At 64.7% G+C, this 24,501-nt stretch carries 27 protein-coding genes; 14 read left to right on the forward strand and 13 right to left on the reverse strand.

Going from position 1 to position 24,501, the window contains the following annotated elements:
• Positions 1–109 precede the first annotated feature (109 nt).
• From hutU to hutI, 3 genes are read right to left on the reverse strand one after another with little or no spacing between them, the layout of a single operon-like run.
• Positions 110–1,780 carry a urocanate hydratase gene (hutU, locus tag IG122_RS19865; RefSeq protein ID WP_193187805.1) on the reverse strand — a complete coding sequence of 557 codons (1,671 nt, stop codon included), beginning with the start codon at positions 1,778–1,780 and terminating at the stop codon, positions 110–112.
• 16 nt (positions 1,781–1,796) lie between these two features.
• A complete protein-coding gene (gene hutH / locus IG122_RS19870) occupies positions 1,797–3,344 on the reverse strand; it encodes a histidine ammonia-lyase (RefSeq protein WP_193187807.1) in 1,548 nt (515 codons plus the stop codon).
• Positions 3,341–4,540: an imidazolonepropionase gene (hutI, locus tag IG122_RS19875; protein ID WP_193187809.1), complete on the reverse strand. Its 1,200-nt coding sequence runs from the start codon at positions 4,538–4,540 to the stop codon at positions 3,341–3,343. The genes hutH and hutI overlap by 4 nt, the downstream gene beginning before the upstream one ends.
• Before the next feature lie 91 nt (positions 4,541–4,631).
• Here hutI and IG122_RS19880 point away from each other — a divergent pair, with 91 nt between their 5' ends.
• Together IG122_RS19880 and IG122_RS19885 are read left to right on the forward strand one after the other, a co-directional pair.
• Positions 4,632–6,008: a formimidoylglutamate deiminase gene (locus tag IG122_RS19880; protein ID WP_193187811.1), complete on the forward strand. Its 1,377-nt coding sequence runs from the start codon at positions 4,632–4,634 to the stop codon at positions 6,006–6,008.
• A 29-nt stretch (positions 6,009–6,037) separates the two neighbouring features.
• On the forward strand, positions 6,038–6,706 hold the full coding sequence (locus IG122_RS19885) for a UTRA domain-containing protein (RefSeq protein WP_193188012.1): 669 nt from the start codon (positions 6,038–6,040) through the stop codon (positions 6,704–6,706).
• Here the strand turns inward: IG122_RS19885 and IG122_RS19890 are convergent.
• On the reverse strand, positions 6,703–7,161 hold the full coding sequence (locus IG122_RS19890; RefSeq protein WP_193187813.1) for a MarR family winged helix-turn-helix transcriptional regulator: 459 nt from the start codon (positions 7,159–7,161) through the stop codon (positions 6,703–6,705). The two genes, IG122_RS19885 and IG122_RS19890, sit on opposite strands and share 4 nt — an antisense overlap.
• A 145-nt stretch (positions 7,162–7,306) precedes the next feature.
• Here IG122_RS19890 and IG122_RS19895 point away from each other — a divergent pair, with 145 nt between their 5' ends.
• The 8 genes from IG122_RS19895 (at position 7,307) to IG122_RS19930 (ending at position 13,245) form a co-directional block, all read left to right on the forward strand.
• Entirely contained in the window at positions 7,307–8,125 is an 819-nt protein-coding gene (locus IG122_RS19895; protein WP_193187815.1) for an alpha/beta hydrolase, read from the forward strand.
• 3 nt (positions 8,126–8,128) lie between these two features.
• The gene (locus tag IG122_RS19900; RefSeq protein ID WP_193187817.1) at positions 8,129–8,539 is read left to right on the forward strand and encodes an acyl-CoA thioesterase; all 411 of its coding nucleotides are present in this window, start codon (positions 8,129–8,131) and stop codon (positions 8,537–8,539) included.
• Positions 8,540–8,706: 167 nt separating this feature from the next.
• On the forward strand, positions 8,707–9,648 hold the full coding sequence (locus IG122_RS19905) for a diguanylate cyclase (protein WP_193187819.1): 942 nt from the start codon (positions 8,707–8,709) through the stop codon (positions 9,646–9,648).
• Positions 9,649–9,742: 94 nt separating this feature from the next.
• The gene (locus IG122_RS19910) at positions 9,743–10,126 is read left to right on the forward strand and encodes a RidA family protein (RefSeq protein ID WP_193187821.1); all 384 of its coding nucleotides are present in this window, start codon (positions 9,743–9,745) and stop codon (positions 10,124–10,126) included.
• Positions 10,127–10,154: 28 nt separating this feature from the next.
• Positions 10,155–10,955 (forward strand): metal ABC transporter permease, encoded by an 801-nt coding sequence (locus IG122_RS19915; RefSeq protein WP_193187823.1) that lies wholly within the window; start codon positions 10,155–10,157, stop codon positions 10,953–10,955.
• An 88-nt stretch (positions 10,956–11,043) separates the two neighbouring features.
• On the forward strand, positions 11,044–11,988 hold the full coding sequence (locus tag IG122_RS19920) for a zinc ABC transporter substrate-binding protein (RefSeq protein ID WP_193187825.1): 945 nt from the start codon (positions 11,044–11,046) through the stop codon (positions 11,986–11,988).
• A gap of 72 nt (positions 11,989–12,060) precedes the next feature.
• Positions 12,061–12,699, forward strand: a complete 639-nt coding sequence (locus IG122_RS19925; protein WP_319024943.1) for a 2-dehydro-3-deoxy-6-phosphogalactonate aldolase — start codon at positions 12,061–12,063, stop codon at positions 12,697–12,699.
• A 102-nt stretch (positions 12,700–12,801) separates the two neighbouring features.
• Complete coding sequence (locus IG122_RS19930) at positions 12,802–13,245, forward strand: VOC family protein (protein WP_193187827.1); 444 nt, start codon at positions 12,802–12,804, stop codon at positions 13,243–13,245.
• Between the two features lie 27 nt (positions 13,246–13,272).
• Here IG122_RS19930 and IG122_RS19935 read toward each other — a convergent pair whose 3' ends face one another.
• Genes IG122_RS19935 through IG122_RS19955 form a run of 5 tightly spaced genes read right to left on the reverse strand, consistent with a single transcriptional unit; the run spans position 13,273 to position 16,979 of the window.
• Positions 13,273–14,643, reverse strand: a complete 1,371-nt coding sequence (locus IG122_RS19935) for an MFS transporter (protein ID WP_193187829.1) — start codon at positions 14,641–14,643, stop codon at positions 13,273–13,275.
• Between the two features lie 23 nt (positions 14,644–14,666).
• A complete protein-coding gene (locus IG122_RS19940) occupies positions 14,667–15,074 on the reverse strand; it encodes a CBS domain-containing protein (protein ID WP_193187831.1) in 408 nt (135 codons plus the stop codon).
• Complete coding sequence (locus IG122_RS19945; protein ID WP_193187833.1) at positions 15,071–15,421, reverse strand: P-II family nitrogen regulator; 351 nt, start codon at positions 15,419–15,421, stop codon at positions 15,071–15,073. The genes IG122_RS19940 and IG122_RS19945 overlap by 4 nt, the downstream gene beginning before the upstream one ends.
• A complete protein-coding gene (locus IG122_RS19950) occupies positions 15,418–16,245 on the reverse strand; it encodes a DUF1538 domain-containing protein (RefSeq protein WP_193187835.1) in 828 nt (275 codons plus the stop codon). Before IG122_RS19950 ends, IG122_RS19945 begins: the two co-directional genes overlap by 4 nt.
• Positions 16,245–16,979 (reverse strand): DUF1538 domain-containing protein, encoded by a 735-nt coding sequence (locus IG122_RS19955; RefSeq protein ID WP_193187838.1) that lies wholly within the window; start codon positions 16,977–16,979, stop codon positions 16,245–16,247. Before IG122_RS19955 ends, IG122_RS19950 begins: the two co-directional genes overlap by 1 nt.
• Before the next feature lie 143 nt (positions 16,980–17,122).
• Between IG122_RS19955 and IG122_RS19960 the strand changes: the two genes are divergently transcribed.
• The 4 genes from IG122_RS19960 (at position 17,123) to IG122_RS19975 (ending at position 20,080) form a co-directional block, all read left to right on the forward strand.
• Positions 17,123–17,554, forward strand: a complete 432-nt coding sequence (locus tag IG122_RS19960) for a carboxymuconolactone decarboxylase family protein (protein WP_319024944.1) — start codon at positions 17,123–17,125, stop codon at positions 17,552–17,554.
• Positions 17,554–18,438: an RNA polymerase sigma factor SigJ gene (sigJ, locus tag IG122_RS19965; RefSeq protein ID WP_193187844.1), complete on the forward strand. Its 885-nt coding sequence runs from the start codon at positions 17,554–17,556 to the stop codon at positions 18,436–18,438. The genes IG122_RS19960 and sigJ overlap by 1 nt, the downstream gene beginning before the upstream one ends.
• Positions 18,439–18,582: 144 nt before the next feature.
• Complete coding sequence (locus IG122_RS19970; protein ID WP_193187848.1) at positions 18,583–19,095, forward strand: hypothetical protein; 513 nt, start codon at positions 18,583–18,585, stop codon at positions 19,093–19,095.
• Positions 19,096–19,177: 82 nt separating this feature from the next.
• Positions 19,178–20,080, forward strand: coding sequence for a ChaN family lipoprotein (locus tag IG122_RS19975; protein ID WP_193187850.1), 903 nt, complete (start codon positions 19,178–19,180; stop codon positions 20,078–20,080).
• 54 nt (positions 20,081–20,134) lie between these two features.
• Here the strand turns inward: IG122_RS19975 and IG122_RS19980 are convergent, their stop codons facing one another.
• From IG122_RS19980 to IG122_RS19995, 4 genes are all read right to left on the reverse strand, one after another.
• Complete coding sequence (locus IG122_RS19980) at positions 20,135–20,518, reverse strand: c-type cytochrome (protein WP_193187852.1); 384 nt, start codon at positions 20,516–20,518, stop codon at positions 20,135–20,137.
• A gap of 157 nt (positions 20,519–20,675) precedes the next feature.
• Positions 20,676–21,803, reverse strand: a complete 1,128-nt coding sequence (locus tag IG122_RS19985; RefSeq protein ID WP_193187855.1) for a DUF1513 domain-containing protein — start codon at positions 21,801–21,803, stop codon at positions 20,676–20,678.
• A 3-nt stretch (positions 21,804–21,806) separates the two neighbouring features.
• Complete coding sequence (locus tag IG122_RS19990; protein WP_193187857.1) at positions 21,807–22,901, reverse strand: imelysin family protein; 1,095 nt, start codon at positions 22,899–22,901, stop codon at positions 21,807–21,809.
• 13 nt (positions 22,902–22,914) lie between these two features.
• Positions 22,915–24,408, reverse strand: a complete 1,494-nt coding sequence (locus IG122_RS19995) for a di-heme oxidoreductase family protein (protein ID WP_193187861.1) — start codon at positions 24,406–24,408, stop codon at positions 22,915–22,917.
• Between the last annotated feature and the right edge of the window lie 93 nt (positions 24,409–24,501).

Genomic DNA, 24,501 nt, shown 5'->3' on the forward strand with positions numbered 1-24,501 from the left:
GGCGGTGCATTCTCCTTGCCCGGAGGCGGAATTCAAGCGCTTCCGGGCAAGCTGGTCAGTTATGCCGCTGACATGAACGCACGATTGCGTGACCCGATCATGCGCCTTCCTAGCCGAGGATGCCGGGCAGGTTGAGCTGGTGCTCCCGTGCACAGTCGAGGGCGATCTCGTAGCCCGCATCCGCGTGCCGCATGACGCCGGTCGCCGGATCGTTCCAGAGCACGCGCTCCAGCCGCCTGTCCGCCGCTTCCGAGCCGTCGCAGACGATGACCATCCCGGCATGCTGGGAGAAGCCCATGCCGACCCCGCCGCCATGATGCAGCGAGACCCAGGTCGCGCCCGAGGCGCAGTTCAGCAGCGCGTTCAGCATTGGCCAGTCGGAGACCGCGTCGGAACCGTCGCGCATGCCTTCGGTCTCCCGGTTCGGCGAGGCGACGGAGCCCGAGTCCAGATGGTCGCGGCCGATCACGACAGGCGCTTTCAGCTCGCCCTTGCGGACCATTTCGTTGAAGGCGAGACCGAGGCGGTGGCGGTCGCCGAGCCCGACCCAGCAGATCCGCGCCGGCAGGCCCTGGAAGGCGATCCGGTCGCGCGCCATCTCGAGCCAGTTATGCAGATGATTGTCGCCCGGCAGCAGCTCCTTCACCTTCTCGTCGGTGCGGTAGATGTCCTCCGGGTCGCCGGAGAGGGCGCACCAGCGGAACGGACCGACGCCGCGGCAGAAGAGCGGGCGGATATAGGCCGGCACGAAACCCGGGAAGGCGAAGGCGTTCTCCAGCCCTTCCTCGAGCGCGACCTGGCGGATGTTGTTGCCGTAGTCGACCGTCGGCACGCCGCTCTCGGAGAAGGCGACCATGGCCGCGACATGTGTCTTCATCGAGGCGCGCGCGGCTTTCTCGACCGCTTTCGGATCGCTCTCCTGCTTCTCCCGCCATTCGGCGACGCTCCAGCCCTGCGGCAGGTAGCCGTGCACCGGGTCGTGCGCCGAGGTCTGGTCGGTGACGATATGGGGGCGGATGCCGCGGCGCTGGATCTCCGGCACGATGTCGGCGGCATTGCCGAGCAGGCCGACGGATTTCGCCTCGCCGTCGGCGGTCCAGCGCTCGATCATCGCCAGCGCCTCGTCGAGACTGGTCGCCTTCTCGTCGAGATATTTCGTGCGCAGGCGGAAATCGATCCTTGTCTCGTCGCACTCGACGGCAAGGCAGCAGGCCCCGGCGAAGACCGCTGCGAGCGGCTGGGCGCCGCCCATCCCGCCGAGCCCTGCCGTCAGGATCCACTTGCCGGTTAGGTCGCCGCCGTAATGCTGGCGCCCGGCCTCGACGAAGGTCTCGTACGTGCCCTGCACGATGCCCTGGCTGCCGATATAGATCCAGGAGCCGGCCGTCATCTGGCCGTACATCATCAGCCCCTTGCGGTCGAGCTCGTTGAAATGCTCCCAGGTCGCCCAGTGCGGCACCAGGTTCGAGTTCGCGATCAGCACCCGCGGGGCGTCGCTGTGGGTGCGGAAGACGCCGACCGGCTTGCCGGACTGGACCAGCAGGGTCTGGTCCTCCTCAAGCTCCTTCAGGCTCTCCACGATGCGGTCGAAATCTTCCCAGGTCCGCGCGGCACGGCCGATGCCGCCATAGACCACCAGCTCGTGAGGATTCTCGGCGACGTCCGGATGCAGGTTGTTCATCAGCATCCGGAGGGGCGCTTCGGTGGTCCAGCTCTTGGCGTTCAGCTGCGTCCCGGTCGGCGGGAAGATGTCGCGGACATTCTTGCGGGGATTTTTCATGGCGTCTCTCCGGGGATCAGTAGCGGCTGGAAATTTCCATCAGCGGCAGGTGGCCGCTCGCCTTGACGATGCTGAGGTCGCTGATAAGCGCGGCGACCGCCTCGATATCGACGGCGACCTCGCGGTCGTCGGTGAGGGATGGGGATACCTGGCGGATCGCCGAAATGACGTTCTGCAGGGGCTCACTGGTCTTGAGCGGTGCGCGGAACTCGACGCCCTGCGCGGCGCAGAGCAGTTCGACGGCGATGATGTTGCCGAGGTTCGCGTTCATCCGGTGCAGCCGTCGGGCGCCGTGGGCCGCCATGGAGACGTGGTCCTCCTGGTTGGCGCTGGTCGGCGTCGAGTCGGTCGTGCAGGGATTGGCGAGATGCTTGTTCTCGCTCATCAGCGCGGCGGTGGTCACCTCGGCGATCATGAGGCCGGAATTGAGGCCCGGCTCCGGTGTCAGGAAGGCGGGCAGGTCGTGGGACAGCACCGGGTCGACCATCAGGGCGACGCGGCGCTGGGCGATGGCGCCGATCTCCGCGATGGCGAGCGCCATCATATCGGCGGCGAAACCAACCGGCTCGGCGTGGAAGTTTCCGCCGGAGAGGATCTGACCGTCCTCGACCAGCACCAGCGGGTTATCGGTCACCGCATTGGCCTCGATCTCCAGCGTGCGCGCCGCGTGGCGCAGCAGGTCGATGGCGGCGCCGGAGACCTGCGGATGACAGCGGATGCAGTAGGGGTCCTGCACGCGGGTGTCGCCGTGGCGGTGGCTCTCGCGGATTTCCGAGCCGTCCATCAGTGCGCGCATCGCGGCGGCGACGTCGATCTGTCCCGGCTGTCCGCGCAGCGCGTGGATCGCCGGCTGCAGCGGTGCGGTGGAGCCCATGATCGCGTCGGTGGAGAGCGCGGCGGCGACGATGCCCGTCTCCACGTTGCGCCAGGCCTGCGAGAGAGCGAGCAATGCATAGGCGGTTGAAAACTGGGTGCCGTTGATCAGCGCCAGACCTTCCTTCGGGCCAAGCTCTATCGGTCTCAGTCCGGCCGCATCCAGCGCGTCGCGCCCCGGCATGATCCGGCCCTTGTACTCCGCCTTCCCCTCGCCGATCAGCACCGCGGTCATGTGGGCGAGCGGTGCGAGGTCGCCCGAGGCGCCGACGGAACCCTGGCTCGGCACGACGGGAGTCACGCGCTCCCGTAGCATCGCCTCGATCAGCTCGATTACTTCCCAGCGCACGCCGGAGGCGCCGCGGCCGAGAGAGAGCAGCTTCAGCACCATCATCGTCCGCACGACCTGCGTCTCCGTCGGATCGCCGACGCCGGCACAATGCGAGCGGATCAGGTTGCGCTGCAGCGTGGAGGTGTCCTCAGGCGGGATGCGTACGGTGGCAAGCTTTCCGAAACCGGTATTGACGCCATAGACGGCTTCACCGCCAGACGCGGCCTTGGCGACCAGTGCGGCAGCGGCCTCGACAGCCGGTTTCGCCCGGCGGTCGAGGCGCACGAGGTGGCCCTGACCGAGCAGGTTTTCGAGTTGCCGCAGCGTGGTGCGGCCGGGGATCAGGGTGATGTCGCTCATGTCCTGCCTTGGAGATAACGTCGGTGGAGTGGATTGAAGCCGATGCGGTAGGCGAGTTCGGCCGGTTCCTGCACGTCCCAGACTGCGAGATCGGCGCGTTTGCCGACCTCCAGCGTGCCCGCATCCTCGATGCCGAGCGCGCGGGCGGCGTTCCGTGTGGCGCCGGCCAGCGCTTCCTCCGGCGTCATGCGGAAGAGGGTGCAAGCCATGTTCATCGTGAGCAGTAGCGAGGTCAGCGGCGAGGAGCCGGGATTGCAGTCGGTCGCGATGGCGATTGGAACGCCCGCGTCGCGCAGGGCCTGAACCGGTGGCAATTTCGTCTCGCGCAGGGTGTAGAAGGCTCCCGGAAGCAGCACCGCGACGGCGCCGGCCCCCGACATCGCGGCGATGCCGTCGGCGCCGAGATATTCGAGATGGTCGGCGGAGAGCGCGCCGTATGTCGCCGCGAGCCTGGCGCCGCCGAGATCGGAGAGCTGCTCGGCATGCAGCTTTACAGGCAGGCCGAGCTGTGTCGCGCGCGCGAAGAGGCGGTCGATCTGTGCCGGCGTGAAGGCGATTCCCTCGCAGAACCCGTCGACGGCATCGACGAGGCCTTCCTCCGCGGCCCGGTCGAGCGCGATCCGGCAGGTCTCATCGATATAGGCGTCTGCCCGGTCTTTGAATTCCGGCGGCACGGCGTGGGCGCCGAGATAGCTTGTGCGGATCCGGAGCGGCCGTTCTTTCCCGATCCGCCGCGCGGTGCGCAGCATCCGGAGTTCGGTCTCGATGTCGAGGCCGTAGCCCGACTTGATCTCGATGGCGGAGACGCCTTCGGCGAGAAGCGCGTCGACCCGCGGCAGCGCGCTTGCGAGGAGGTCGTCCTCGCTGGCGGCGCGGGTCGCCGTGACGGTGGAGAGGATGCCGCCGCCGGCCCGCGCGACCTCCTCGTAGCTCGCGCCCTTGAGGCGAAGCTCGAACTCGCGCGCCCGGTTTCCGCCGAAGACGATATGGGTATGGCAGTCGATCAGCGCGGGGGTCACGAGCCGCCCGCCGAGATCCTCCTGCGGCCAGACCGACATCGAGGTCGGCATCTCGCTCTCCGGGCCGAGCCAGATGATGTCTCCCTCGCGGATCGCCAATGCTGCGCTCTCGACGAGGCCGTAGGCCGTTGCGCCCGGAGCCATCGTCGCGAGTTTTATATTCCTGAGGATCAGCATGGGCCAGAGGTCCGAAAACGTGTTTGCCCGGTGGGCGATTTCGATTATTATGTCTATACATAATATTGCCTGTCAATACGAGGTGCGCGCAGTGACGACGGTTTTTGCCGAGACGGCTCTGATGGAAGAGGGATGGCGGGAGAATGTGCTGGTCACGGTTGGCGGGGACGGGCTGATCGCCTCCGTCTCGCCCGACGACCGCGCCTCGGCGGCGGGGGCGGATCACCGCGCCGCCGTGCTGCTGCCCGCCCCGGTCAACCTGCATTCCCACGCTTTCCAGCGCGCGATGGCGGGACTGACCGAGTCGCGCGGGCCGGACAAGCGGGACAGTTTCTGGACCTGGCGGCGGCTGATGTACCGCTTCCTCGACCGGCTGACGCCGGAGCATGTCGAGGCGATCGCGGCTCTGGTGCAGATGGAAATGCTGGAGGCGGGATACGCAGGGCTCGTCGAATTCCACTACTTGCATCACCAGACGGATGGCACGCCTTATGACGATGTTGCGGAGCTGAGCCGCCGGACTGTTTTCGCGGCCGCCGAGACCGGCATGGGCCTCACCCTGATGCCAGTGCTCTATCAGGTCGGGGGCTGCGACGGGCGCCCGCTCGGGCCGGGGCAGATCCGCTTCGGGAATGATCTCGATCGTTACATCCGCCTTCTCGAGGGTGCGGAGGATGCGGTGTCCGGCCTTCCGGCGGATTGCGGTGTCGGCGTCGCCCCCCATTCGCTGCGCGCCGTCACCCGGGAGGCCCTGAAGGAAGCGGTCGCCCTGCGCCGGGAGCGGCCGCTCCATATCCATGTCGCCGAGCAGGTCGCCGAGGTGGAGGAGGTCGAGGCCGCCTGGGGCGCACGGCCAATGACTTGGCTGCTCGACAATCACGCGGTCGACGCCCGCTGGTGCCTGATCCATGCGACGCAGATGGAGGCGCGTGAAACCGAGGCGCTGGCAGCGAGCGGCGCGGTGGCGGGATTGTGCCCGATCACCGAGTCGAGTCTCGGCGACGGGATCTTCGACGGCATGCGCTACCGGGAGCATGGCGGGCGTTTCGGCATCGGCTCCGATTCCAACATCCGGATTTCGCTGAGCGAGGAGCTGCGGACGCTGGAATATTCCCAGCGCCTGCGCGACCGGAGCCGGGCCGTCCTTGCCGAGCATGGCCGTTCGGCGGGACGCGTGCTCTATGAGGAGGCGGCGCTGGGCGGAGCGCAGGCGGCGGGCCGGAACAGTGGACGTATCGCGCCGGGCAGGCTCGCCGACATGATCGCGCTCGATGGCAATGCGCTGGACCTCGCCGGCCGGACCGGCGACCGCATCCTCGACGCCTTCATCTTCGCCGGTGACGACCGCTGGGTGCGAGATGTCTGGTCGGGCGGCCGGCACATGGTAAGAGAAGGGCGGCATGTCGCCCGCGACCGCATCCGGGCGAACTACCTGAAAACCATCGCGGAGCTGGAGGACGCGCTCTGAGCCAGACGGCGCTCAATTCCTGGCAGGGGATCCAGGCGGAAATCCGCCGCAGGATCGCCGACCGCGTCTGGCGGCCCGGCGACCAGATTCCGGGCGAGGCGGAGCTGGCAGCCGAGTTCGGCTGCGCCCGCGCGACGGTGAACCGGGCCCTGCAGGGACTTGCCGATACAGGCTTGCTGGAACGCCGGCGCAAGGCCGGCACCCGCGTCGCGCTCGATCCCGTGCGTAAGGCAACGCTGGAGATCCCGGTCACCCGGCTGGAAGTCGAAGCGGCGGGCAGCGCCTATGATTATCAGGTCCTGGAGAGCGAAAAGGCTCCGGCACCTTCCGGCATCGCCGAGAGAATGGGGCTCGATCCAGGTGCCGTGCTGCTGCATATGCGCGGGCTGCATCTCGCCGACAGCAAGCCGTTCCTCTACGAGGAGCGCTGGGTCAATCTGACGGCGGTTCCGGAGTTCGAGGCAGCGGATTTCGCATCCGTCAGCCCGAACGAGTGGCTGGTGCGGAACCAGCCGTTCACCCGCGGCGAGATCAGCTTTCTCGCGGAACCGGCTTCAAGCGAACAGGCGGCAGCGCTGGATACCGGGGAAGGCGCGGCTCTCTTCGCCATCGAGCGCACGACCTGGAACGCGGACGCGGCGATCACCCATGTTCGCCTCGCCTACCGGCCGGGATACCGGATGAGCACGGAAATCTAGGACGCGGCATCCTTTTTCCGGACCGCGGTCAGTCGCTGGATCATGGCCTTGGCGTCCGCGCCGGAAATCTCCGACAGCAACTGATCGACCCAGCGCTCGTGTACGTCGGCCATCTCCGCAAAAACAGCCTCGCCCTTGTAAGTGAGGCGCACCAGGCTCGCCCGTTTGTCGCCCGGCACCGGAACCCGTTCGACGAGACCGTCCTCGACCAGACGGTCGATAATGCCGGTGACGTTCCCGTTCGAAACCATGAGCTGCGACGAGAGATCCGTCATCCTGAGGCCGGTCTCGCTCCGCTCGAGCATGGCAAGGATTTCGAAACGCGGTAGAGTGAGGTCGTAGGCGAGGCGCATGTCCTCCCGCAGCCTGTTCTCGACGAAGCGCGTCGTCCGGAGCAGATTGAGCCAGAGCCTGAGCCTGGTCTTGCGGGTCACGGGGTCGTCTGTCTGTTGCATGGCCGTCCTTGGCTGACGCTCGATAGTATCCCGAGTGAAGCGGTTCGGGAAAAAATTTTAAATATAAAATAATCTTGGCGGCATTTCTTCGCGAAGCCTACCATGGCCGTGTGGAGCAAGAGCTTGATCCTGAGGGAGGGCCGCTATGATCGTGGACTGGGACGACGCCTACGCAAACGGTCCGCATATCGATGGGGCCGAGAGCTACCCGGCGCTCTGGACCTCACGGGCGGCCTCTTACCGGACCGAACTCGGAGACCGGGCCGAACTCGATATTGCCTATGGTGACGGCGCGCGGCAACGGTTTGATCTGTTCCGGCCGGCCGGAGTGCCCGCAGGCCTCGCGCTCTTCGTCCACGGCGGCTACTGGAAGGCCTTCGACAAAAATACCTGGTCCCATCTCGCGCGGGGGGCGGTCGAGAACGGATGGGCCGTGGCATTGCCGAGCTACACGCTTGCTCCGGAAGCACGGCTCACGGACATGACCGAGGAGATCGCACGCGCGCTCGCAGCGGCGGCGGAGCGGGTCGATGGGCCCGTAAATCTGGCCGGTCATTCGGCCGGAGGACATCTGGTGACCCGGATGTTGTGCCGCAACGCGCCGCTCGGCAAGAACCTGCGGGCGCGGATGCGCCAGGTCGTTTCGATCAGCGGGTTGCATGATCTGAGACCGCTTCTGAAGCTGGAAATGAACCAGGTTCTCCGGCTGGACGACGCGGAGGCGGTGATGGAAAGCCCGGCGCTGCAATATCCGGTCGAAGGCGCGCGCCTGACCTGCTGGGTCGGTGCGGACGAGCGGCCCGAATTCCTGCGCCAGAACGATCTGCTGGCGAATATCTGGACCGGTCTGGGCGCGGAGACGAAAGCGGTCCGGGTGCCGGACAAACATCACTTCAATGTGATCGCCGATCTCGAGGACCGGGACTCGGCCCTCACGCAATCATTCATCGACGCGGGAGTCTGACCGATGCCGGCGTTTCATATGCAGCAGGACGTCCGTTTCCAGCATTGCGATCCGGCGGCGATGGTTTTCTATCCGCGCTATTTCGAGATGATCAATCTGACCATCGAGGAATGGTTCCGCTCCGGGCTCGGGTGGGATTTCCTCCGCATGCACGAGGTCGACGACCGTGGCGTTCCGACCGCCCGGATCGAGGTTGAATTCAAGGCTCCGAGCCGTCTTGGGGATGTGCTGGACTGGAGTCTGATGGTGAAGCGCATCGGAACCTCGAGTCTGGATCTGGAGATCGCGGCGAGCTGCGACGGAGAAGCTCGTCTCGTTTGCCGTTCAACACTTGTCCAGTTCGTGAAGAGCACGGGGCGCCCTGTCGGCTGGACCGAGGGGCTGAAAGAGAAGATGGCGGATTTCAGGGGCTAGACCGGGATCCGCGGTGAGCGACTTCCGGGCCGGACAAACCACGGCACGCTGCCGCTTTAAAAGTGATGTGAGAATGGTGTTTTTACGTCACGTTAATCATCTTCGACGATGCTTGGTGCTGATGACATATTGAGCCCAAGAGTGCTCGACATGAGCCGGATCTGTTGATGAGCGAAGCCGTAAACACCAATGACTTCAAGATTCTGGTGGTGGATGACGCGCCGGAAAACGTGATGCTGCTCGGGCTGATTCTGAAGGATCAGGGCGCGGTCACCACGGCCACCAGCGGGCGGGAAGCCATTGATATCGCGCTGGAAATGCAACCCGATCTCATTCTACTCGACATTCAGATGCCCGATCTCGACGGCTACGATGTGATTCGTGTCTTGAAGCAGGACGAGCGAACCAAGAACGTGCCCGTCATCTTCGTCACAGGCCTGTCCGACGAAAGCGATGAGGAAAAGGGTCTGGAACTCGGCGCAATCGACTACATCACGAAGCCATACAAGCCTGCCGTCGTCCTCGCTCGTGTCCGCAATCACCTTCGGCTCCGGGAATACGCTCTGCGGCTCGAACAATTGAACGAGAAGCTCGAGCTTCTGGCGACGACCGACCCGCTGACCTCGGCGTATAATCGGCGCTACTTCATGTCGAAACTGCAGGACGAGCTGGAACGGGTGGACCGCTACAACCGGCCGTCCTCGATCCTCATGCTTGACATCGATCATTTCAAAAGCATCAACGATACTTACGGCCACGATGTCGGAGACGTGGTGCTGGTCGAACTGGTGAATGTTCTCGGCGAGAAAGTTCGGCAGCTGGATACGGTCGCCCGGCTCGGAGGCGAGGAATTCGCGATCCTGCTCCCTGAAACGAACGAGGCCGCGGCGAAAGTCTCGGCGGTCCGTCTTCTGGACGCGGTCCGTTCGATCTCGGTCGATGCTGCCGGCGAGGCGCTGAAATTCACGGTGAGTATCGGCTGCGCCGAGTTCGACGGTGGGTGCGATGGTGTCGAGAATGTTCTGAAATCCGCCGACCTTGCACTCTATGAAGCCAAGCACGGCGGACGCGACCGGGTGGTCACCAAGAGCAGCATGCAGGCAGCCTGACCGGAGCGCGCGTACAATTGCCATCGCCGGGTTTTCGCTCTAAGTGAAGCGCTGGGTCCGTTGCGGACTTCAGAGATCTCAGGGGAGCAAACCGATGGAATTCACCAATCCCGATGGCGTTGCCGCGCCGGCATCCCGCTACTCGCAAGTCGTCACCGTCCCCGCGAACGCGCGGCGGGCCATTGCGTCGGGGCAGATCGGCGTCGCGCCGGACGGCAGCCTCAAGAACGGGCTGGAAGGGCAGATGGAGCAGGCTTTCGAGAACCTGTTTAACGTGTTCGCCGCCGCCGGCATGAAGAAGACCGACATCGTGAAGATCGTGTTCTATTCGACCGTCCCGGGGTCGGTCGCGACCTTCCGCGCGATGCGCGACCGGCTCTTCGAGGGTCATGCGCCGGCCTGCACCTATCTCGAGATCTCCCAGCTGGCGACGCCGGAGATGCTTTGCGAGGTCGAAGGCGAAGCGGTCGCGCTCTGAACCGGACGCCGATGGCAGGCCAGGTCCCATGATAGACGATTTTCTTCTGCGGGCGCTTGCGGCCGGCATCGGGGCTGCCCTCGCCGCCGGACCGCTCGGCTGCTTTGTCGTCTGGCGTCGGCTTGCCTATTTCGGCGATACCATGGCGCATTCCGCGCTCCTCGGTCTCGCTCTCGGTTTTCTGCTCGGGATCGCGCCGGTGATCGGGATCGCGGCCGTGACGCTCGCCGTCGCCGCACTCATGCTCACGCTGGAGCGACGGACGGAAGTCCCGGCGGATACGCTGCTCGGGATCCTGTCCCATGGCGCCCTCGCGCTCGGGCTGGTCGCCATCGGGCTCATGAGTTGGCTCCGTGTCGATCTGATGGGGGTCCTGTTCGGCGACGTGCTCGCGGTTTCAATGCAGGATATCGCGCTGATCTACGTCGCGGCGGCGATCGTCCTCTCTGTTCTCTGGCGGATCTGGGAGCCTTTGCTCACGGCGACGGTCAGCTCCGATCTGGCACGTGCCGAGGGGCTGGGCGGGCAGCGGGCCTCGCTCTTGTTTACGTTGCTGCTCGCGCTCGTCATTGCGGTTTCGATCAAGGTGGTGGGCGTGCTTCTCATCACCTCCCTGCTGATCCTGCCCGCCGCCGCCGCCCGGCGCTGGGCGCGGAGCCCGGAGGCCATGGTCGCCGGTGCCGTGCTGATCGGGATCGTCTCTGTCGTCGCCGGTCTCGGATTTTCGGTCGAGCTGGACACGCCGGCCGGCCCTTCCATCGTCCTGGTCGCCTTTCTCATATTTCTGTTCGGCCTGCCACGCTGGCCGGTGGGAGCAGGACTCCGCTGATGACCCTTTCGCGGACAGGTTCGATCATGGCTTGATTTCAATAAATGTAATGTTATAACATTTTTTCATTTCAAGTTCAGAGATCCCGATGAAAACCCTTTTTTGCTCTGTGGCGGCCGTGCTTGCCGTGATTCTCGCCTTTGCCGGAACCGCGCGTGCCGACCTGTCCGTCGTTGCCTCCATTCCGCCGGTTCACAGTCTGGTGGCAAAGGTGATGGCGGGGGTAGGGACGCCGCATCTCCTGCTGCGGAACGGCCAGTCGCCTCACGATTACGCCTTGCGGCCGTCGGACGCGCGTGCGGTCGAGAATGCAGACCTGGTCTTTCTCGTCTCCCACGATATCGAGAATTTCCTCGCCGCCAGCCACCAAGTTGAAGGCGGAGGCGCAAAGAGGTTCGTGGAGCTGGGCGAGGCCGAAGGGGTGACACACCTCCCGGTGCGCGAGGCCGTCGTCTGGAAACTGGATCGCGGCCACGCCAAAGGCGCCCACAGCCATGACGAACATGCTCACGGCCATGACGGCGATGATCCGCATGTCTGGCTCAGTCCGCGCAACGCGATGGCTTTCACGGCTGCAATCGCGACGGTCCTGGCGGAACGCGACCCGGCCAACGGCGCGCTCTACCGCGCCAATGCGATTGCCGCCCGGCAGGGACTTGAGGCGTTGTCGAAGACGATTGCAGCGCGTCTCGACCCGGTCAAGGACCGCCCGTTTCTGGTTTTTCACGATGCCTATCAGTATTTCGAGGCGGAATTCGGCCTGATGGCGGCAGGTGCCATCAGCCTCGGCACCGGGGCGCCCCCCGGCGCAGGTCGGCTGACCGAGCTTCGGGAGCTGGTCTCCGCACGCGGCATCAAATGCATCTTCCGGGAGGTTCAGTTCTCGCCCCGTCTTGCCGAAATCGTCGCGGAAGGGACCGGGGCGCGGCTTGGCCTGCTCGACCCTGTCGGGAGTTCGCTGGATTTCGGGCCGGACAATTATGACGCCCTGATGCTCGGGCTTGCCGAGGGCTTCCGTTCCTGTCTCGAATGATCCCGCTTCGGCTCCGGAGCGGTGGCCTTGCGAAAGACGGCGCGGCATACTGGGCCGTGTCATGACGTGGGGGTGAAGGTGATCACTTTCGAGCAGGCGCTGGAAGAGGCGCCCGTTGTCGCGATCTTGCGCGGTCTTGAACCGGAGCAGGCCGGCGCGGTGGGCGCCGCGCTTTTCGAGGCCGGTATCAGGGTCATCGAGGTGCCGCTCAATTCTCCAAGGCCTCTGCAGAGTATTGCCATGCTCGCCAAGGCTCTTGGCGATCGCACGGTCATCGGTGCAGGAACCGTGCTCTCGGCCCAGGCGGTGAGGGACGTGGACCGCGCCGGCGGACGTCTGATCGTCTCGCCCAATACCGACGAGCGCGTGATCGCCGAGACCACCGATTTGGGTCTGATATCGATGCCGGGCTTTTTCACGCCGACCGAGGCCTTCCAGGCGCTCGAGGCGGGCGCCGATTATCTGAAACTCTTCCCCGGCGATGCCGTGCAGCCAAAGGTCGTCGGAGCGCTCCGCGCGGTGCTCCCGCCGGAGGCCGGGATCGTGGTGACCGGCGGTGTCGGGATTGGCAACATCGCGGATTTTTTCGCCGCCGGCGCAAAGGCGGTCGCCGTCGGTTCCTCGATCTTCAAGCCGGGCAAACCGGTGGAGCATATCGGGGCGGATGCGGCGGACCTGATCGCGGCCTGGAAGATGGGCAAGGCCGCGTAACGGAACGAAGGAATTGCGGAAAGCGGGGTTGTGTCACGGCCGCCGCTGCGCGATGTCATAACCAGCCAATCATTCACCTGCTTGCGGAACGGGAGCGAACCCATGCGTTATCTGCACACGATGGTCCGGATCAGCGACATCGACGAGAGCCTGAAATTCTACTGCGACATCCTCGGCCTGAAGGAAGTCCATCGCTACGAGAGCGAGAAGGGCCGTTTCACCAACATTTTCCTCTACGCCCCGGGCGACGAGGCGACCGCCGCGTCCGACAAGCGCGCGCCGGTGATCGAACTGACCTACAACTGGGACCCGGAAGAGTACAAGACCGGCCGCGCCTGGGGGCATCTCGCCTTCCGCGTCGAGAATATCTACGAGACCTGTCAGAAGATCATGGATGCCGGCGTCACCATCAACCGGCCGCCGCGCGACGGCTACATGGCCTTCGTGAAGTCGCCGGACGGCATCTCGATCGAGATCCTGCAGGAAGGCGAGGCGCTGGCCCCGGCCGAGCCCTGGGCCTCGATGCAGAATACCGGAACCTGGTAAGCGGCGCGAATTGGCCGGGTGCCGGCATCAGCCGGATCTCGGCCAGGCCGTATGATGGTCGTCGATGACGAAGACGTGCCGGTGCCGGAACTTCCGGTGCCGGTGCTTTCTTTCTGACCGATCTTCGCTGGAGATCTGGTCCGGCCGGTGATGCCCGTCGGCGACCGTCGCGTGCGCGTGCACCACTTCCTCGTGCTCGTGTTCCAGTTCGGCGGGATCGTTGCGCGGCCAGAGCATCAGGGCAGCGGCGCTGCCCGTCGCGGCGCCACCGGCAAGCACGATAAGGGCCGCGTCCATGCCGAAGCGCGAGCCCATCCAGCCGGCCACCGGATAGGCGACCAGCCAGCATCCGTGAGAGAGGGCGAATTGCGCCGCGAACAGCGCGGGCCTGTCTTCCGCATGGCTGGACTGGCGCAGCAGGAGGCCGGACGGGGTCATGACCAGGGACGACCCTGCGCCGAGGAAGACCCAGATGGCGAGTGCACCGGCGTAGGACTCCGCCCAGAGCCCGATGATCAGTCCGGCACAAAGGACCGCTCCGCCGCATATCATGACAGGCCGCGTCGCGATCCTCTCCAGCAGCCGGGGCACGGTAAGGGCGATTGCCATCGACCCGAGGCCGGCGGCGGCGAAGAAGATCGCTACATCGGTCTCGTTGCCGCCGAGCTCGGTCCGGACGAAGACGACGGTATTAACGATCACCATCGACCCCGCCGAGGCGACGGCGAAACTGAGTGCGAGCAAACCGCGCAGCCGGGGTGTCTTCAGATAGATCCAGGTCCCGCGGGTCACGCGCTGCCAGAAGCCGCGCCGGTTCTCGTCGGTCGTCTGGCGTGGAATGGCGGCTGTAACGATGAAGGCGGCCGAGGCGAGAAAACCGGCCGTGTTCCCGACGAACAGCCAGTGAAAGCTGACGAATGTCAGCAGCAGGCCGGCCAGCACCGGGCTGAGCAGCTGTTCGAGATCGTAGAGCAACCGGGACAGGGAAAGCGCCCGCGTATAGTCCTTTTCGTCCGGCAGAAGATCCGGGATCGTCGCCTGGAACGTCGGGGTGAAGGCGGCGGAACAGGCCTGGAACAGAAAGATCAGCAGGTATATCTGCCAGATCTCGGAAACGAACGGCAGGACGAGGACCAAGGTGGCGCGGACCAGATCCAGGGAGACGAGATAGGGGCGGCGGGGAAATCGCTCCGCCAGAGCGGCGCCGATGGGGCCGAGGCCGACATAGGCGATCATCTTGATCGCCAGGGCCGTGCCGAGAACCATACCGGCATCGGCACCGGCGAGGTCGTAGGCCAGAAGCCCGAGCGCGATGGTCGTGAGGCCGGTGCCGAGAAGCGAGAGCGCCTGCGCCGCAAATAGGTGCCGGTAGGCGGTGTTTCCGAGGGGGCCGTTCACCTCTTGCCGTTCCTCCCGGGCGGTCAGTCGGATCCGTTCGACGTGTAGCGTACCACCATGTCGCGGAGCGTGACGATTCCAACCATCTCGCCCTGCCGTGTCACAAGCGCCCGGGTGAGTTTGAAACGGTTCAGCATCCGGATCGCGTATTTGATGTCCATGCTCACATCGACTGTCAGCACCGGCTTGGACATGATCTCGTAGACGCTTGTGCGCTCGGGCGACCGGTCCTTGCTGGCGACGTGCGCGGCGATGTCGCCGACAGTGACCACGCCATATTCGTCTCCATCGTGCCGGCGCTCGATCACAAGCGAGCTGACATGGTGCTCCCGCATCAGGTCAATCGCGTTGCGCACGGTCGCGAGGCCGTCGATGACGCGCGGATTGCCGCTCATCACGTCCTCAACCTTCACGTAACTGTGCTGGCTCATATTTCTTCCTCGATTTCTTTCTCGATGGTCTTCATTTGCGAGGTCAGGCCGACGGCGTCCTCGATGTCGATCTGGAATGCCACGCCGCTCCCGACATCCTCGTCGAACCGGGCCGCCCTGCCGATTTCCTCGAGGATATGACGCGACATATGCTCCTCGACGACGAGCAGCACGATGTCGCGCTGACCTTCCAGGGTAAGCCCGAGAAAGGTCGAGGACGGCTTCAGCCCCTCGCCGCGGACATTGGTGATCACCGTGCTGCCGGTTCCGCCGCAGCTGCGTGCGGTATCGACGACGATGTCGGTCTTCTCGTCATTGACCACGGCGACGATCAGTTTGAACTTCATCGCTCACTCCCTGTCTGTGGGGTCGCTTTATCGAAATCCGCGCGTTCCCGCTCCCGCTTTTTGCGACGCGCGGCGAGCCAGGCCCCCGCCTGTGCGTAGCTCATGACGCTGAGCATCGGGAACAGGCTCGCGAGGGCGATCAGGCCGAATCCGTCGAGCACCGGATTGCGGCCGGGCACCGTGGAGGCCAGCCCGAGGCCGAGCGCGGTGACCAGCGGGACGGTCACGGTCGAGGTGGTGACGCCGCCGCTGTCATAGGCCAGCGGTATGATCATGCGCGGGGCATAGATCGTCTGCAGGACGACGAGGCTGTAACCGACGATCATGTAGAGATAGAGCGGTGTTCCGGTGACGATGCGGAAGGCACCGACCGCGATGCTGAGCGCGACGCCGATGGCGACAGCCATCCTGAGGCCCCAACCGCTGATCGAGCCGCCGGTCAGTTCGCTGGCCTTGTTCGCGACGGCGATCAGCGAGGGTTCGGCGATGGTCGTCGAAAAGCCGATCGCGGCGGCGAAGAGATAGACCCAGTAATAGTCCGCCCAGCTTATCGAGTCCGCCGGGCGGCCAAGGGCGATGAAGCCCGGGTCGGTGAGCTGTTTCGCCATGTGCTCGCCGATCGGGAAGAGGGCTTTCTCGAGGCCGACGAGGAACAGCGCGAGGCCGATGATCACGTAGACGAAACCGGTCAGCACACGTCCGAGATGCGGAATGCGCTGCCTCAGGACGACGAGCTGGAAGAAGACGAGGATGCCGGCGATCGGCAATACGTCGAGGATGGTGCCGAAGAAGGCGTCCGCGAGCGCCGTCAGCCATTCCGTCATCAGACCACCATTCCGAAGATGAGCACGAATATCATCGGCGACAGGCTGGCGAAGGCGATCAGGCCGAACCCGTCGATGGCCGGGTTCCGTCCGCGGATCACCGTCGCCAGCCCGACGCCGAGCGCGGTCACCAGCGGCACGGTGACTGTCGAGGTGGTGACACCGCCGCTGTCGTAGGCGATGCCGATGATCTCCTCCGGCGCGATGGCGGTCAGGCCCTGGACGACGACATAGCCGCCGATCATGATCCAGTGCAGCGGCCAACCCTTCAGGATCCGGAAGACGCCGACGACGATCGCCACGCCGACCGAGACAGCAACCGTGTAGCGCAATGCCAGCGCATAGTCGGCCATGGCGCGGGGATCGTGCTGGATGAAACCGCTCTCGGCCATGACGCGTGCCGCTTCCTCGCCGACGGCGATGAGCGACGGCTCGGCGACCGTGGTTCCGAAGCCGAGACCGAAGGCGAAGAGCAGAAGCCAGAGCAGGCTGCCTTTGCGCGCGAGGGCGCCGGCAAGGAACTCGCCGATCGGGAACAGCGCCATCTCCAGGCCCTGCAGGAACAGGGTGAGGCCGAGCACCACGATCACGAGCCCGATCAGCGTTTCCGTCAGGTTGGGAAACGGTTGCTGCAGGACGACGAGCTGGAAAAAGGCGACGACGACGATGATCGGGAGCACGTCTCGGACCGTGCCCAGAAACAGATTCCCGAATGCTATCAGGCGGTTCGTCATGGCCGCAAAGCTACCCCGTCGGCCCGGCGACTTCCAGCGCGCGTCGCTGCCGCGGCGAAAAAAATGCCGCCCTACGTCACAGCCGCTGGCGCTGGCTCGACAGGTCTGTGAAACCCCACCGCAACGCCATGAAGGAGGATAAGGTGACCGGGACCGCAGCCGTGAATTTTTACGCCAATGCAGAAAATATTCTGGGCCGCTTGCAGGCCGTCGAGAACGAGATTTCGGAGGCCGGGTTCGACAGGCTTCTCCATCACCTGGTGAAGCTCCGGGCATCGCAGATCAATCAGTGCGCCTTCTGCGTCAAGATGCATATCGACGAAGCGCGTAAGGACGGCGAGAGCCAGGACCGGATCGACCGCGTCATCGTCTGGCGCCATGTGCGCGACTTCACGCCGGCGGAAAAGACCGCGCTGGCCTGGACCGAAGCGCTGACGGAGCCCGATCCGAAGGTGGATCTCGGCCCCTTGCGGCAGGAGTTGAGGGAACATTTCACGGACCGCGAGATCTCGACGCTGACGGCGATCGTGGCGATGATCAATCTTTGGAACCGGATCCAGATCTCGAACCACTGATGGAACGGCCGTTGGATCATATAGAAGCATTCGAGGAGGCGAGACCGATGCTGACCGGTCTCGCCTACCGCCTGCTCGGAAGCCGCGCCGAGGCGGAGGACGTCGTTCAGGACACCTTTCTCGCCTGGGACGCGGCAAATCGTGACGAAATCGAGAACCGGCGGGGCTGGCTCACGTCGGTGGCCACGCGCCGGTCGCTCGACGTGCTGAAGTCAGCGCGCCGGAGCCGGACCGAATATGTCGGATCATGGCTCCCGGAGCCGATGGAAACGGCGCAGGAGGGAACGCCGGAGACCGAATTTCTGATGAGCGAGAGCGTCACCATGGCGTTTCTGCTTGTGCTCGAGCGTCTGGCGCCGAAGGAGCGTGCAGCCTTCATCCTGCATGACGTATTCGGCATGGAGTATGCGGAGATCGCGGAAAGCCTGCAGGTTAGCGAGGCGGCATGCCGCAAGCTGGCGTCCCGCGCGCGGGTCAATGTCCGCAGCGCGGGAAATACCAGGCCGGCTCCGAAACACATCCAGGAGCGCCTGGTCGAGGCCTTCCAGTCCGCCGTGACGACAGGCGTCGCCGACGGCCTTGCGGCCCTGCTTTCGAGCCACGCGGTGCTGACTGCGGATAGTGGCGGAAAGGCGGATTCGATCCGCAAACCGCTCCATGGTCCGGATGTGATCCTCCAGTTTGTCACCCGCTATCTCTCACGCTGGTATGCGAACTATCAGGTCGCTGTCGCCGAGATCAACGCGCAGCGCGCGCTGATCGCCCGCGCCGGCACCCGGACGGAGGCGGTGGTGACCTTCGCGGTTGGGGGCGATAACCGGGTGGAGGAAATCATGATCACGCGCAATCCCGACAAACTGCGGCGCTTCGACCTCGAAGACTGACCCGCGCCGGGGTTGGAGAGCGTCAACAGCGTACCGCCGAAAGTACCGGCAACATGATTAAAATATACGTAATCTTAATGAGTTGAGGCGTTAATTTGGATAATTGCATCTGTACAATGCCGGGAATGCGCTATGGTTGCTGTGATGGATACGCAGCCTCGCCTGACCAAAACCTACCGACTGCTTGTCCGGGGGACGAACATCAATGAGACGTCCCTACTGGCAACGGATTATCTGAATCACTTCAACGAAGTGGTGATGCTGCTCGAGCTCGTTCCGGACATGCCGGAGATGCTCGAGGAGGTCGAGCAGTGGGAACCGGCGACCTATATCGAGCATTTCGCCGCCAGCGGATTCTCCGACAAGGAACTCGCCATCTGGGCTTACGAGAACGCGCCCCGGGAATATATCGACGCCTTCGAGGATCTCGTCGCGGCGGCGAACGAGCAGATCTTCTCGGCAACCGACCTATTGAAGAAGCTGAACGGAACGGTGCCCGCTGACGCGTTTCAGCATCAGACCATGGCGAAGGTCCGCGAGATCAAGGCGACGCTGGAGCAGATATCCGGCGTCATCAACGGCACCGTGCCGCGCTACGACCAGGCCGAGATCGACGACATCATGGATCAGGCCGCGATCGACAGTCTGTTCGACTGACCGGGCCCGACATTTCGCCGCAGCGCCGTATCATTCCCCCGGGGCTATCTGTTCTCAAGCGACGGCAAAAGGGGGGCGTTACGTGTTCTCGAACCTGATACCGGGCCGCGTGCCGGCCCTGCTTCTGGCCTTGTCTTTCGTTCCCGCACTCTTGGCGACGGTTGCGGCAGATGCCGAGGCTTACCTCGGTCGCGAACTCGCGTCGCATCGTTTCGTGCTGCTGGGCGAGAAGCACAACAATCCGGAGCATCATTTGATCCAGGCGCGCCTGCTCGCGCGGATGGTCGATCTGGGTCGTCGGCCGGCACTGGTGTGGGAAATGATTCCACGCGGCAAGCAACCCGCCATCGACGATCTTGCCGCCGGCGGCGATACCGACCCGGATCGCTTCGCCGAGGCAGTCGGTTGGGCGGAGTCCGGCTGGCCGGACTGGAAATACTACCGGCCGATCGCCGAGGTCGCGCTGGCGGCCGGATTGCCTATGGTCGCCGGAAATATCGACCGCGGGACGGTCGGGCAACTGGCGAACGATCCCGAAAACGCCGATCCGGGCCTGACGGACGCTTTCCACCTGAACGCCCCGTTACCTGAAGAGGTCAGGAATGCGGTCGAGGAGGCGGTCTATCGCGGTCATTGCGAGCTGGTACCGCGTGACCGGTTGGCGCCGATGATCAGGGTTCAGATCGCCAGGGACGCGAGCCTTGCGGAAGCGATGGTCCGCGCCGCGGCGACGGCCGACGGCGCCGTTCTGATCGCGGGCGGACAACATGCGCGCCGGGATATCGGCGCCGGCTATCATCTGATCCACCGGTTCGGCGTGCGGGATATCGCGTCGCTGTCGCTTCTCGAGCGCGGCGCTGATAATTCGGCGGTCCCCGAAGCGGCGCTCTCTCGGAGGTTCGATTTCCTCTGGTTCACAGAGCGGGCGCATCCCGAGCGCGATTATTGCGCCGAGCTGGCAGCCAGATTCGGAAAGCAAAAATAGAAACCGCGCCGCCGGAACACCGGCAGCGCGGTCCGAATCGTCAGGCAGAGGCGATTACTTCGCGGTTTCGGCCTTGAGATAGGCGATCACGTTTTCGATATCGTCCTCTTTCTTGAGGCCGGCGAAAGACATCTTGGTCCCTTTCACATAGGCCTTCGGAGATTTCAGATATTCGGTCATGGTCTCCTCGGTCCAGACGAGACCCTCTTCGCCCTTTTCCGTCATGGCCTTGGAATATTTGAAGCTCTCGACGGTACCGGCCTTGCGTCCGAAGATCCCGACGAGGTGCGGGCCGACCCGGTTCTTTTGCTTGTCCGCGACGTGGCAGGCCTTGCACTTGTTAAAGACCTTCTTGCCCTGGTCCGCGTCGCCGGAGGCGACGGCCGGACTGGCGATCAAGGTCAGGACGGCGGCGGCATAGGCGACATTGCGCAACATTTCTCTCTCCACAGTTTCTGGCCGGCAGCTCGGTAACGGACCGGATATAGGCAGGCTCCCACACTCCGCCCAGTCGGCGAACTGTCGCACCGTTTTCCGGTGCCGACGCTGCATACACTTGCCGATATGGCTTGCCGCGTAAAGCCGTGACCGTGCCTTAGATGTGCCGGTCAGCCAGGGTCATGTGATTGTCGAAGGCGAGGCCGGCGAAGCGCCGCGCACCGTGTTCGGCGATCGTTCCGTCCGGTCCGGCCACACGGGTCAGCAAGCGGCCGAAGCCGGTGGAGAAGCGAAAGGCGCCGGGACGGGAGCCGGTCGCTATTCCGGCGCTGTCGCGGACTGTATTGAGCATCACGAGCTTGCCGTCCGGGATCGACCAGATCGCGATCCGGTCTCCGCGCGGGAACGTGCTGGCGCCGAACCGGCCCGAGGCGTCGATCGCCACGTCGGCGCAGTAGCCCTGCAGCTGCGGCGTCAGTGTTTCCGGCGCATCGAACAAAGTACACCCGCCGTCGGGCCCGACATGTCCGACCAGCGGCGGCGCATCGGTCTTGGCACCCTGATACTGCATGCCGAAGAGCACGCTGCCGTCGGGCCCGGAATCGAGATGGCGGATGCTGTTCTTGTGCAGCTCGGCTGGCAGCTCGATCTGGCGAATGAAGGTTCCGTCGCGTACGTCGACGAAGGTAAGGTTCGGCTTCATGTCCGGGATATTCAGTTTCGCTCGGCCGCTGTCCGGATGGGTGAGAATGCCGCCATTTGCGATTGCCATAACGGTACCGCCCGGCAGCAGCGTCAGATCGTGTGGACCGATACCGAAACTGTCCCATTCGCCGGCGCGCCGGTATCCGTCTCGGCAGTCCCAGATGCCGATCACGCCGCGGCCGCGATCGAAGTCGTTCTCCGTCGTGAAGAGCAGTTTCCCGTCCGGGGCGAAGCCGGCATGACCGTAGAAATGCCGTCCCTCCGGCGCATTGACGAATTCGCGGAGCGTCCCTGTCGCGATATCCACCACCAGCATGAATCGCCCTGGGCGGCGGGCCATGTGCACGGCCGTTTTGCCGTCAGGCGAGAGCGTCGTGGCATGGCCGCGCCCCGGGAGCGGTAGTTCGAAGGTGATCTCCCCGCTTTCCGTGCAGCCGACGAGGACGAAGCTCCCGTCATTCCTGCGGGCGGCCGAGATCAGCAGGCGGTCGTCTCCGCTTCCGGCGGTCAGCGGAGAGGTGAACAGTGTCGTTGCGCCGGTAGCGGCGAGCCCGGCGAGTAGGTCCCGGCGTGAAATCATGGCTCAGTCTCCGTCCCTGCTGTTGAAACCGGGCGAGATGTCGAGCGCGACGGCGAGGTCCGTTCCAATCAGGCCAGCCAGTTCCTTGAGTTCGGTGCGGATGGCCTGCAGCTTTTCCCGGCCTTCGGTCTTCTCGAAGGCGTCGTAGAGCGGCATCCCGATGGTCGTGACGTCGCTTTCGATTCGGGTGAAGAGCCCCTTGATCCGGTCCGCAAGGGCCGCTTCACCGCTGGTGCGGAGCGCGGCGTCGAAGCCGCCGTTCAGATAAAGGTCTTCGAGCCCGCTCACCGATCGCCCCAGGATTTCGCGCGAAAGCCCGCTGCGCCAAGCCTCGGCGAGCTTCGGCCGTGCGGTCTCGCTGGTCGAGCCGAGGGGGTGACCGAGCCGGGTATCGCGATTGGCCTCGATTTCTCCCAGCAGGCTTTGCAGCAGGTCGACCGGGACTTCGTAGGCCTCGTTGTAGGGACCGTCCCCGGTTCCGGCCACCGCCACCATGTGAGCGTAGCCGTCGTTCGGGTTCCAGTTGGCGACAAGCTCCTCGGAGATCGTGGCCAGGTTCCGGGCGATCGCACGGGTCAGGGCGCAGCGGAAAGCGCCCTTGGCGCCGGCGTAGCCGTCATGGCCCTCGGCCAGCAGGCGTTCGAGCGCGGGCAATCCCTGGATCGCGACGCTGGTGGTGGCGAAGCGCTCCGCGGAGAGGGAGGCGCTGTCCGCGTCGGCGAGGGTGCGGGCGAGCTGCTTGCCGATCTTGCCGCGCGTGTCCGGCCAAAACTGGATCCGGTAGGCACGGTCGAGATAGGTGATCGGGCCGAATTGGATATGCCGGATGTCCGCCCAGCTGAGCCAGAAATCGCGAAAGGCCCGGTCGAGCGCGAAAAAAGCCGCGGCATCCGGGGCCGCACAATAGGCGTCCGCCTCGCCGGCGAGCGTGGCGCCGGCGGCGGCGAGGCGCTCGTAACGCGGAAGAATATGGTTGGTGACGCTGGCCGCGGCGATGGTCGCATAGGCCGTCTCGGCATCCTGGGCGCGAGCGCCTTCCGGTTGCGGGAAGAAGGAGACCGAGAAGGCGATGGCTGCTGAAGCTACGATGCGTTTCATGTCGTCCTCCTCGTCAGAGGGAATTCAGGAAGCGAAGCAGGTGCTCGCGTTCCTGCTTGGAGAGAGCGAGCACCCGGTCGCGCGCGCTTGCGGCTTCGCCACCATGCCAGAGAATTGCCTCCAGCAGGTTCCGTGCGCGACCGTCGTGCAGGAAGAAGGTATGGCCATTGACGGTGTCGGTGAGACCGATACCCCAGAGCGGCGGCGTGCGCCATTCCCGTCCGTCCGCGTTGCCGTCGGGGCGGTTATCGGCGAGGCCGTCACCCATGTCGTGCAGCAACATGTCCGTATAGGGCCAGATTAGCTGGAAGGACTGCTCCGGCCGCAAGGGATCGCGCGGCGTCACATATTTCGGGCGATGACACGCGATGCAACCGGTCTCGTAGAACACCCGCTTGCCGGCAAGTACCGACGGATCATCCACTTTGCGCCGTGCCGGAACGGACAGGTTGCGGCTGTAGAAGGTCACGAGATCGAGCAGGTGATCGTTCACTTCGACATTGCCGTCCTCGGCGTCGCCGCCGTGCGGAGCGTCGAGACAGACCGGCTGTGCCTCCGTGCAATCGCCGGCATTGGCCGGATGCACGCTCGACGATATGCCAAGGTCGCCGGCGAAGGCGGCGGAAACCTGATCCTTCAGGGTCGGCTCGTTGGCCTTCCAGCCGAAACGGCCGAGCATGACTTCCCGATGAAGCGCACTCATGACCCGGTTGGGGCGTCCGGAGACACCGTCTCCGTCCCGGTCGTCGGGATCGGCCCAGCTAAGGATATCTTCTTCGGAGAGCGCCTCCAGAAGGCCAAGGCCGATCATCGGCGTGGCGATCCGGGCGGATATCATGAGGTCGTTGCGGATTGCCCCATAGGCGGGATCGGCGAGGGTGACCGTCGGCTTGCGAAGTTCGATCATGGTGCCGTCTGCGAGCGCGATCGGAACCGGTTCGTAGCTGATCTCGACCTGCGCCTCGGCGTCCAGGCCCGGTGTGGCGAAGGGTTGCAACTGGCCACCATAGACCGGGTCGGGGATCGCGTGGACGGTTCCGGCCTCCAAAAGCGCCCGCTCCGCATCGTTCCGGGGCGGAACGCTGAGCCGGATTAGGAGGGCGACGGAACCCGCGTGAACGCCGACCGGTGGCGCGCCGCGCCCGTCCTTCAGATGGCAGCGCTGGCAGGAGCGGGCATTGTAGAGCGGGCCGAGGCCGTCGGAGGATTTGGTGCTGGCGGGCGAGCTGACCCACATCTTCTTGAAGATGCCGTCGCCGATTTCGAAATCGAGCCTACGCTCGAAGGCCATGTTGGCCGAGGGATGAGAGAAGACGTCGCCATTGATTCGTTTGAGGTGCGTCGTCGCTCCCCCTTGCATGGTCTCGTACTTCTCGGCGCTGGAGAAATCCGAGGTCGGCGCCACCACGCGCGTGATCCGTTCGGCGTCGCTGCCGGCGGCGCTCTCTGAAATGCCGCCGGCGATGGCGAGCAGCGCGGTCAGCAGCAGGGTCTTTCTGTTCAACATGTGCCTGTTCTATCGCAAGAACACGGGCCGTTCCAATGGAGGGAACGGGACGTTTTATCGCAGTCCGGTTCTCTCCCGGAATAAAAGAGGGGG

Source organism: Nisaea sediminum, from assembly GCF_014904705.1.
Lineage (GTDB): Bacteria > Pseudomonadota > Alphaproteobacteria > Thalassobaculales > Thalassobaculaceae > Nisaea > Nisaea sediminum.